The organism is Modicisalibacter muralis, assembly GCF_900102945.1.
Lineage (GTDB): Bacteria > Pseudomonadota > Gammaproteobacteria > Pseudomonadales > Halomonadaceae > Modicisalibacter > Modicisalibacter muralis.
In genome coordinates this window covers 960,975-969,264 of sequence record NZ_FNGI01000001.1, presented here as the reverse complement: position 1 = coordinate 969,264, position 8,290 = coordinate 960,975, and the positions used below count along the sequence as shown (strand labels likewise).

At 56.5% G+C, this 8,290-nt stretch carries 10 protein-coding genes; 4 read left to right on the top strand and 6 right to left on the bottom strand.

What is annotated here, in order from left to right; translation table 11 throughout:
- From BLR92_RS04570 to BLR92_RS04560, 3 genes are all read left to right on the top strand, one after another.
- Positions 1 to 310, top strand: a 310-nt coding sequence (locus BLR92_RS04570; protein WP_139171568.1) for an IS3 family transposase, incomplete at its 5' end; no start/stop codon positions are given.
- A gap of 325 nt (positions 311 to 635) precedes the next feature.
- On the top strand, positions 636 to 1,838 hold the full coding sequence (locus BLR92_RS04565; RefSeq protein ID WP_245704011.1) for an O-antigen ligase family protein: 1,203 nt from the start codon (positions 636 to 638) through the stop codon (positions 1,836 to 1,838).
- Positions 1,839 to 1,939: 101 nt separating this feature from the next.
- Positions 1,940 to 3,076, top strand: coding sequence for a glycosyltransferase (locus BLR92_RS04560; RefSeq protein WP_245704008.1), 1,137 nt, complete (start codon positions 1,940 to 1,942; stop codon positions 3,074 to 3,076).
- A 4-nt stretch (positions 3,077 to 3,080) separates the two neighbouring features.
- Here the strand turns inward: BLR92_RS04560 and BLR92_RS04555 are convergent, their stop codons facing one another.
- The 6 genes from BLR92_RS04555 to BLR92_RS04530 all read right to left on the bottom strand — a co-directional run bounded on the left by BLR92_RS04555 (position 3,081) and on the right by BLR92_RS04530 (position 7,286).
- Positions 3,081 to 3,641, bottom strand: coding sequence for a YrbL family protein (locus tag BLR92_RS04555; protein WP_089725892.1), 561 nt, complete (start codon positions 3,639 to 3,641; stop codon positions 3,081 to 3,083).
- 18 nt (positions 3,642 to 3,659) lie between these two features.
- Positions 3,660 to 4,853: a glycosyltransferase family 4 protein gene (locus BLR92_RS04550; RefSeq protein ID WP_245704006.1), complete on the bottom strand. Its 1,194-nt coding sequence runs from the start codon at positions 4,851 to 4,853 to the stop codon at positions 3,660 to 3,662.
- 42 nt (positions 4,854 to 4,895) lie between these two features.
- Positions 4,896 to 6,167, bottom strand: coding sequence for a type II toxin-antitoxin system HipA family toxin (locus BLR92_RS04545; RefSeq protein WP_175488711.1), 1,272 nt, complete (start codon positions 6,165 to 6,167; stop codon positions 4,896 to 4,898).
- On the bottom strand, positions 6,164 to 6,415 hold the full coding sequence (locus BLR92_RS04540; RefSeq protein ID WP_089725887.1) for a helix-turn-helix domain-containing protein: 252 nt from the start codon (positions 6,413 to 6,415) through the stop codon (positions 6,164 to 6,166). The genes BLR92_RS04545 and BLR92_RS04540 overlap by 4 nt, the downstream gene beginning before the upstream one ends.
- 215 nt (positions 6,416 to 6,630) lie before the next feature.
- Positions 6,631 to 6,993, bottom strand: a complete 363-nt coding sequence (locus BLR92_RS04535; protein WP_089725885.1) for a helix-turn-helix domain-containing protein — start codon at positions 6,991 to 6,993, stop codon at positions 6,631 to 6,633.
- The gene (locus tag BLR92_RS04530; protein WP_089725883.1) at positions 6,990 to 7,286 is read right to left on the bottom strand and encodes a type II toxin-antitoxin system HigB family toxin; all 297 of its coding nucleotides are present in this window, start codon (positions 7,284 to 7,286) and stop codon (positions 6,990 to 6,992) included. The genes BLR92_RS04535 and BLR92_RS04530 overlap by 4 nt, the downstream gene beginning before the upstream one ends.
- A 168-nt stretch (positions 7,287 to 7,454) precedes the next feature.
- On the opposite strand from BLR92_RS04530, the gene BLR92_RS04525 reads away from it, so the two are divergent.
- A complete protein-coding gene (locus BLR92_RS04525) occupies positions 7,455 to 8,237 on the top strand; it encodes a TSUP family transporter (RefSeq protein ID WP_089725881.1) in 783 nt (260 codons plus the stop codon).
- Positions 8,238 to 8,290 lie beyond the last annotated feature (53 nt).

Sequence of the window (8,290 nt, the reverse complement as noted above, 5' to 3'; positions counted from 1 at the left end):
GGACCGGCCACTGCTGCATTCTGATCAGGGATGGCATTACCAGCATCCCGCCTATCGTGCCCTGTTGGCAGGACAGGCGCTGACCCAGAGCATGTCACGCAAGGGCAACTGCCTGGACAATGCCGCGATGGAGAGTTTCTTCGGCACCCTGAAGGCCGAGTACTTCCATTTGCACCGATTCGACACCATTGGGCAGTTGCAGCAGGGCCTCGACCAGTACATCCATTACTACAACCACGAACGCATCAAGGTGAAGCTAAAAGGCCTGAGCCCCGTACAGTACAGGACTCAGGCCTTGAGCGCCGGCTAAATGAACCGTCCAACTATTGGGGGTCAGTTCATGATGTCGAGGGTTCTTTCGTTATATGCCGCGTAAGCGATCTACCCACTGCATTTCGTGACAACTGGTGTACCGGAATAAGCGGAATCGCCGCATTGAATCTGCTAAGGTAGCGCGCTTTACGGGTTAGGCTTCGAGACAACGTCAAATGCGAGTGAGTGACTGGAAAATGTGGCAACCGGCTACCGCCTGGAATTGCCCGAAGATATTGTGGTGGGCGGGTAGTGGTAGCTTGTTGGTATATGCGGCGTTTCTCGTGCTGTGGCCTGCCGTGGGTAGCCCGGCGGAGACCGTCATGGCGTTGTTGGGGCTCGTGTCGTTGCTGGTCTGGGGCGGTGGCCTGCGCAAAAGCGCCGCGTTGTGGTTGTTATGGGCAATAATTGCCGTGCAGGTTTTGACCTGGACGCTAGGTTACTTTCATCACCCACAGTGGGTCGCGGATAACCCACAGGTCGATCGCCTGGCCAAGCTATTCATCTTCATTGCCGTGGCGTGGTGGTTGGGTGGTAGCACACGCAACACGCTAGTTGTCTGGTCGCTGGGGCTGCTGGCTTTTTTTGTGGCCTTGTTCGTGCAAGGTGGTGGGCTGGCTGAATGGCAGCTTGGGTTCCAAGGCTACCGAGTCGATTTTGGCATCCGCAATGCTCAGCACGCAGCGATGTTTTTCGCGACTGGTTTGCTGGGATTGGTGGCCTTCGTATATCGCTGTGTGTATTCCAGCGCTGATCGACTGGTCGTTTGGCGGTTAGCGATATGGCTGCTGGCCTTGGCGTTTTGTATCGCGGGTTTGCTCGTTACGCAGACCCGCGCAATCTGGCTGGCCTTGGCCATCGCCTTGCCGTTGGTGGCGGTGATTTGGATGCGTTTTGCGCTTCGCAGGCATGGCGTAGCCCGGGTGCGCCGTCGCATGCTGATGGGAGGGGCGCTGCTGGCCGTTATGGTAGTGGCCGTTAGCGGTCTGTTTCACGATACCGTAGGCCGGCGTCTGGAGATGCAACAGCCCATTATCGAGAAGGTCTTGCAGGGGCAATTTACCGAAATGCCCAATACCGGTGCGGGTGTTCGTATTCAAACCTGGTATGCGGCGACACAGTGGATAGCCGAGAGGCCCATCGTGGGCTGGGGGGCCAAGGGACGTAGCCTGGCTATCGACCAGACTGAGTGGTTACCCGCTCAGGTCAAGAGAGACTTCGGCCATTTACATAACTTCTTCCTGGAAATCTGGGTAGCCTACGGCTTACTAGGCCTAGCCGTAATTGGAGCCTTGGCTATTTGGGTTGGCCGTGCCACCTGGCTGGCCTGGCGAGGCGGTGTATTACCGGGTGACATGGCACTGTTCGCGACCGGTTTCTTTGTTTACTGGGCTATCGTTAACCAATTCGAGTCGTACAATTCGTTCTGGACGGGTGTTTATGTGCACAATCTCGTGCTCGGTGGGTTGGTGACGCATTACTGGCGCTGGACGTTGGAGCAAGACAGCCGTGCCTCGGCAGCATAAGATGAATGGGATCGCTTTCAGAGCGAGCCTAATTTTTATCGGTTGGTGATTGACCGGCACTCAATGAGCAAAGGCGGCATAGCCGCGACGGGAAAGCCGATTTGCGCACCTTGGTAGTGGTGAGAAGCCTGAAAATGGGCGGTATGGAGCGGGTCGCGGTCAACCTGGCCGATGCCTTCGCCGAAGCGGGGCACGAGAGCCATCTGATGGTGTATCGCAAGCGCGAGCAAGGGCTGGCTCCAGAGCATCCCGGCGTCAAGGTGCACGTGTTCCCGTTGCGATGGTGGCAGCGGTTGAGCGGCATTGGGTTGGTGTTCGAGCTGTTGTCGCGTTTGCTGCTGAACCCGCTGGTGCGTCGTTCGCATTTCGTCTGGACCGGGTGGCTGGGCGGTTATTTGCTACGAGCCTGGCTGTGGCGTTTTGAACGCCAGTATGGGCGCCTGGATCGTATTGTCTTTCGTGGCGTGGGCACCTTCGAGATGGTCTGGAGTTATCGCGACGACAGGGCGCGCTTCGTCCTCGAGAATACCTTGCCTACCAAGCACCGTTCCTGGGAACACAAGCTGTTTGCGAAATGCCTGTACCCGGGCAAGCACCTTGTCGCCGTTTCCCAGGGCGTGGCCGAGACGGTGCGAGAAGGGCAAGCGCGCTGGGGATTTGAGCCGGCTTCATTGTCGGTGATCGTCAACCCGTGCCCGGTAACACGGATTCGCCAGCGTATGCAGGAAACCGAGCCGGAGCTACCAGGCGAGCCGTATATCGTCAATGTGGCCCGCCTGGTACCACAGAAGGACCATGCCTTGCTATTGCGTGCCTACGCGGCGGCCAGCCCACGAGAGCCGTTGGTGATCGTGGGTGACGGGCCACTTCGTGAGTCACTAGAGCAGCAGGCGGCTGAGTTGGGCGTTGCCGAAAAGGTGCGCTTCGTCGGTCATCGAGACAACCCGTACCCATGGATGCATCATGCCCGGCTTTTCGTGCTGAGTTCGCGTGTCGAGGGAATGGGGATCGTACTCACGGAAGCTCTGGCCTGTGGCACGCCGGTGGTTTCGGTCGACTGCCCGGGAGGCATCCGTGAAGTGCTCAAGGGAGAGCTCGAAAGCGCGATTGCGGTACATTCTGATGAAGGCCTTGCCGAAAAAATCCAGCAAGCACTGACTGGACCCAAACCCAGCGTAAACGATGCCTGGTTGCAGGACTTTTTGCCTAAGAAGGTGGTCGAGCGTTTTCTAGAATAGCCTATCACTTGTGACCTTTCATACGCTTCATGAACTTCGCCCACTGTCGATTGACTTTTAACCGCCCCAGCGGCGGGCAGTGCGCTGCCAGCTTGATAAAATCTCGGTCGCCGATACCGTCGATGATATAAAGATGCGGCGGGCATGGGCCACTGCTATCGCAAACGATATTGCTCTCGCGCAAATCGCTGGTAAAAATCCGATTGCGTAACAGGTAGTCATGCAGGTTGCGCAGCGAAGGGGCCAGCGTCTTTAAATCGAGCGCACCGCTTTCCACATGCTGTTTCAGGCTCTTGAGCGGTTGTTGGTTGTCATCCTGAATCAGATCGAACACCAATCCTTCGCCCTTGTCGGTCGTTACCCAGCCATGGCAGCGGGGAAGGTGCGACCAGTCGATGCGCCTTCTTTCCAGCTTCTTGAAATAGTCATGCTCCCTGGCATTCTGCTGTTTGTTGTTCTCTAGGTTGTGGGTCACCTTTACGCAGAGTTCGGGATTCTGCGGGTGACGGTAGCAATAGCGTTCGGTACCTCGGCCAATCAGCAGGCTGTCGTTCAGGTAAAGCATGTTTTTGTGGTCCGTGACTTAATCGACGTGCAATGAGCGGAACGAGGCCTTGAGCTTTTCGTACTGGTGCCGGTGCGAGTAGCCGGATGCCAGATCCGCGAGTTGGTTGCCCAGTGCTTCGCGGTCTTTCACTAGCAGTGCTTCGATTCGCGCGACCCAGGCGTCGTTGTCGGCGTCCAGTACCAGGTGCGGGAAGGGGTCTCGAATCAGCTCGGAAGCGCCTGTCCAGACTGAAACCACAACGGGGGTTGCGCATGCCATCGCTTCAAGCACAACGCAGCCGAATTCTTCGATATGGGCGGGTAATACAAAGATATCGAGAGCACCGTATAGCCGTTCGACATCGGGCACGGTCGTACGCCAAATAAAACGCTCGCCAATGCCGAGTGTTTCGGCTTGGCGCTGGTAGGGCGAGACGTCATCCTTACCGACGATTAGAAAACGGCAGCGTTTCGGCAAGCGCGCGTCGAGTAGCGCCGCTATCTCGAGAAATGCCGCGACGTTGCGCTTTTTGAAGTTGCCGGAGGTGACCAGGCCTATCAGGTACTCGCCTTCGCCGACGCCCAATGAGTCCCGCATCGCTTGGCGATCATGGCGGGCGTTAGCGGGGTTGAACTGCTCGGGGTCGTAGCCGGGGTAGCTGATTTCCAGCTTGTCTTCGCTGATGCCATAACGGGTCTTGAAGTCATCAGCCATCATTTGCGAGTTCACCGCTACGCGCTTGAATCGGCCTTGGCTCAGCACATGATCGTGTATGGCGGCGACTTCATGCTTTCGTGGCAGTTCTCGGCCATGAATGCGCTGGCTGGCGAGATGCACACAATTATGCATGTAAATGACATCACTGCTTTCTGCATCGCCATGGCTAACTAGCAAATCAGGGTGGTGGCGCTTGCACCAAGCTTGAACGCGGCGGTTGAACCAGAAGCGCCGAAAGGCGCCCTTGAAGGGCCATCTCGGCATTCGAGCTAGCGTTGCGCCCTGGGCTTCGATCAACTGGTTGTTGCCTTTTTCAGCTAGCACGACCACTCGGTATCCTACTTCGGTTAGTAGGGCCATTTGGTGAACGGCAATGCGCGAAGCGCCGGTGTTTTTCTCCACCTGGCGAATGGCAATGGCGGCCAGAGGCGGCTGGTTGTGCTGTGTCGCGTTTTGCATCGTCTCTGTTCGTTGGCTCTTAACGCGCCTGGCTCTGCGCCCGGCTGGGTGCATAGGCTACCTTCTTGGGGTGCTTAAGAATAGACTTGAAGACCATTACCAGCGCGCTGCTCTTCGGCACTGCCGGTCGATATACTGACGCTGTTGTTGCAGCCGTCTCCAGCCCCGTTCGCTCAGTCCGGCGTCGGTGAGTGCCTGTTGTAGGCATCGTGAGTCGATGAGCTCGGCTAGTCTGGCGGCCAGTCGCGCGATTTGGCGTTTGACGAAGGGGTAGCTGAACCCGCATTCATCGGCGAATGCTTGCCAATCGCGAGGCAATAACTGCTGCGAATTGAATTGCCCGCCAATCGAAAAGGCGAGACCCGGATGATAGCCCAGCACGACGGTACCCACGAGATCGTAAGCCGGAGTCATTTGCCAGTTGCCTTTGTCGTCTTGTAGCAAGGACAAGTTCTTGGCATGCCCATCGCTATTGCCGACCAGTACATTGAATATCTGCCATAGCAGCAGTTGCAGGACGGATTTCGCTGCCGGTCGGCAGGCTTGCCTTACCATTTGTACGCACTGTGCGAAGGTCGGGCCATTCGGTATTTGGTACTTGTGGGTACGAGCAAGCCCCATGGCCTGGCATAGATCTTCTTGATGAAGCCGCTGTAGTTTCGCGGTATCAATGCCGCTTCGATCATAGCGCTCGACGAGGAGATAGGCATGGCGACCGGCGTAGCGCATCTCGGTGCGCGCGCAAGGCAGGCCGGCGAGGTTGGCTAGCGTGTTCAAATATAACTCGTTGAGAATGACGGCTTCCCGGCCTTCCACGGCGAACTTCAAGATATGGGATGACGCAGCGGCCCCGTGTGGCAGGTACAGTTCGCCGGACTTGACCAGTACTGGAATCTTGTCTTGCGCCCCCGCCAGCGAAAGGCGTGGGCGTGTCGACGGGTCGTCGCCGGCCATCAGCGCGTATCGCTCGCGAAACGCAGCCCATTGGGTCAGCTTATCTTGTGGCAGCGGCTGGTACTCACCTTCTTGAGCGGGTAACTGCCCCTGCGGAAGAATGACCAGAGCACCGGCACAGTCGCCACCAATCGCTTCGAGCAGGGAAAAGTCGTCGTCCACGATACCCAACCGTTTGATCAGCGCGGCCCGGGCTTGCTCCTCGGGAAGCAGGTTACCGAACCAGCGATGCGCCCGTTGGTCCTCGGGGGGCCAATGTTTCCTGTCGAGTGGAAGGCTGTTGGAAATGGCGGATCCTGTCGCTATCCAGGCGTCGTCATACTCGAAGCCCATCAGTCGTTCATCACCACCTTGCCAGAGAGTGCCCACCAGGCGGGTGCCATGCCATACGTTAAGCGTTTCGAGTCGACTCACCTTGCGTCTCCCTCGGGAGGGAGGGCAACGAGTTCGATACCCAAGGTATCGAGCACCTGCATGATGCGCACGAAACTGCAGGTCTCGCGGCCGTTTTCCAGTTCGCTGAGGAAACGTATGCTGAGGCCACACAGGCCGGCCAGGGTTTCCAGTGTCAGGCCCTGGCTTTTACGTGTTTCACGAATCAACTGGCCGATTACCTTCGCATCGCTGATTCGAGTAGCTCCCGGCTCTTCGTGCTCTTTCACTATAAAATCTCTAAATTTTCCCTGTAGGGAAATATAGCATGCTTCGAGACTACAAATAATGGATTTTTCCCGATTGGGATAATCATGCGGTTACGGCGCTTTACGTCTTAAAAAAGCCCGATAGGGAAAATTCTGAGTGAAGAAGGAAGGCAAAAGAGCGGCGAATATATAGTCCGCCGCTCTTTTTGGTTATTGAATCTAGCAGGCCGGGATAGCTATGCCGCAGCTTGGCTCATAAGACTGTCATACGGAATCTTTAGCCCATCGTGCAGCCGCTTGATCATTCGCAAGCTGAGCTTGCGCTTGCGGCTAAGCACTTCTGAAACGCGCCCGCTCGAACCGATATAGGCTTCGAGGTCACGCTGAGTAAGCCCCTGCTGCTCCATTCGAAATTTGATAGCCTCGATAGGATCAGACGGACCAATTGGGTAATGCTCGTCTTCGTAGCGCTCGATCAGGATTGATAGTACTTCCATTTCGTCGGCCTCGGGAGAGCCGTCCTCTGCAGCCCAGAGTTCTTCCATGCGCGCGAAAGCCCGATCAAGATCAGTGTCGTTATGGATAGGCCGAATATTCATATGGTCTCCGCATCAACTTGGTCATATTGGGCGTGAGTGCCGACGAAGCGTACCCAGGCGATTTGCTGGGTATATCGAATCGACACGATGACTCGATACTTGTTGCCTGCGATGTTGAACACGGCGCGTCCACCCTTGAGGATGCTGGCTGTGCCTATCTCGGCTTTCAGCGCCTGCGGCGTTGCCCATGACGCTTTGCACATCATGCTATGCCACTCAGTGAGAGGGGTGATTGCATCGTCGTAGCCCAGCTCCCAGAACTCTCTCAGTGTACGCTTGGCAATGACCCGCATTCCATTCTCCCATTTTGGGAGGATTTTAGCCATCACTAAGCATGACGTCAAGAGATTAGAATTATTTGAATAACCACGGTTCCTTGGGCACGTCGGCAGCGATTATTCTTGTCAGCCTGTCTGTAGTACGCAACGTCGTAACCCTCTATTACGGAAACTATCGAGCTCATGGCTGACCTGTTCTGGTACGAGTATGTATTGATAGGCTTGATCTTCGCCTGGAGCGGCTTCGTCAGGACCAGCCTCGGCTTTGGCGGCGCGGTGCTCGCGCTGCCTTTCCTCTTGCTGGTCCTGAACGAACCCTTGGTGTTCCTGCCTTTGATCGCCGTTCATCTGTTGATCTTCTCAAGTTGGATTGCCTGGCAGGGCCACCTCAAGGCCAAGGCAGCCGGTGGCGATGAGTACCGGAGCAAGAGCAACATCGATTGGCGCTACCTGCTCAAGGCGCTGAAGATCATGATCGTCCCCAAGCTGATCGGGGTGGTGGGGCTGCTCACCCTGCCGGCAAATATCATGACGACGATCATCTTCGTGATCGTTCTCGTCTACGCGATCGGCTATGCCCTGAACAGGCCGTTTCACAGCAAGAACAAGTACCTGGACGCGGTGCTGCTGGCGCTCGGTGGCTACGTTAGCGGCACCTCGCTGATCGGGGCGCCGTTGATCGTGACGGTGTTTGCTTCTCATGTGGCCAAATATCAACTGCGCGATACGCTGTTTGCGCTGTGGTTCATCCTGGTGTGTATCAAGATGGTGTCGTTTCTCATCGCGGGGGTGGATCTACAGCTGATTCATCATCTGTGGCTGCTACCGTGCGCCTTGGTGGGTCATTTGATCGGCGAGCGCGTTCACCGCTACATGCTCTCGGCGGATAGCCAGGTGTTCTTTCGTGCGTTGGGCATCGTGCTGATCGTGGTTAGCGTATTGGGGCTAGTTGGCCCGTTAGGGTAGGGTGGGCAACGTATAACTCCATATCGATGAAAGAATCAGAGCAGGTCGGTATT